Origin of the sequence: Micromonospora sp. CPCC 206061 (genome assembly GCF_036906915.1) — a bacterium.
Classification (GTDB): Bacteria; Actinomycetota; Actinomycetes; order Mycobacteriales; family Micromonosporaceae; genus Phytohabitans.
The window spans coordinates 1-856 of the sequence record NZ_JBAKHX010000224.1 but is presented as its reverse complement, the minus strand read 5'-3'; the positions used below and the strand labels follow the sequence as shown (position 1 = coordinate 856).

Sequence of the window (856 nt, the reverse complement as noted above, 5' to 3'; positions counted from 1 at the left end):
GATGTTCGTCGATGCTGCCGTGGTGCAGGTGATCTCGGCGGCGGACGAGCAGTGGATCCACCCGTTCACCGGGCTTCAGCCCGGACAGTTCCGCAAGCTGGTCCGCCTGGTCGCACGCCGTGGCGGCGACCAGATCGCGGACGGCCGCCCTGGACGGCAGTGGGCTTTGTCGTTGCCGGATCGGGTCCTGCTGGTAGCCGCCTACTGGCGCACCAACCTCACCATGCGCCAGATCGGCCCACTGTTCGGAATCTCGCACTCCGCCGCGCACCGGGTCATCGACACCCTCGGACCACTACTCGCGTTGGCACCAGTACGGCGCCGCCCGATCGACCAGGTCACGATCGTGGACGGCACGCTCATCCCGACCCGCGACCACACCCTGGCCGCACGGTCGAAGAACTACCGCTACTCGACAAACCTGCAGGTCGCGATCGACGCGAACACACGCCTCGTGGTCGCTCTGGGCGACCCACAGCCGGGCAACCGCAACGACACCATCGTCTACCGGACCAGCGGCATCGACCGGAAACTGGCCGGTCGGGCCACGATGGCTGACGGCGCCTACCGCGGCAACCCTGAGGTGATCATCCCGTACCGCAAGCCCGCCGACGGCACCGAACTACCGCAGTGGAAACAGGACTACAACCAGGTCCACCGCCGTGTCCGCGCCCGGGTCGAGCACGCCCTGGCCCGGATGAAGGAATACAAGATCCTGCGCGACTACCGCCGTGCTGGCAAGACATTGACCGCCACCGCCGCAGGGATCGCCCACATGTACAACATCGCGATCACCGGCTGACCACCGACCGCCGTCGACCAAACGCATCGACCGAGTTACGAGACAGCCCTTAGC

The 856-nt window shown here is 66.7% G+C and carries 1 protein-coding gene; it reads left to right on the top strand.

The features are described from left to right. The first annotated feature begins 22 nt into the window (after positions 1 to 22). Positions 23 to 802 carry a transposase family protein gene (locus tag V6V89_RS41500; RefSeq protein ID WP_334625240.1) on the top strand — a complete coding sequence of 260 codons (780 nt, stop codon included), beginning with the start codon at positions 23 to 25 and terminating at the stop codon, positions 800 to 802. Positions 803 to 856 lie beyond the last annotated feature (54 nt).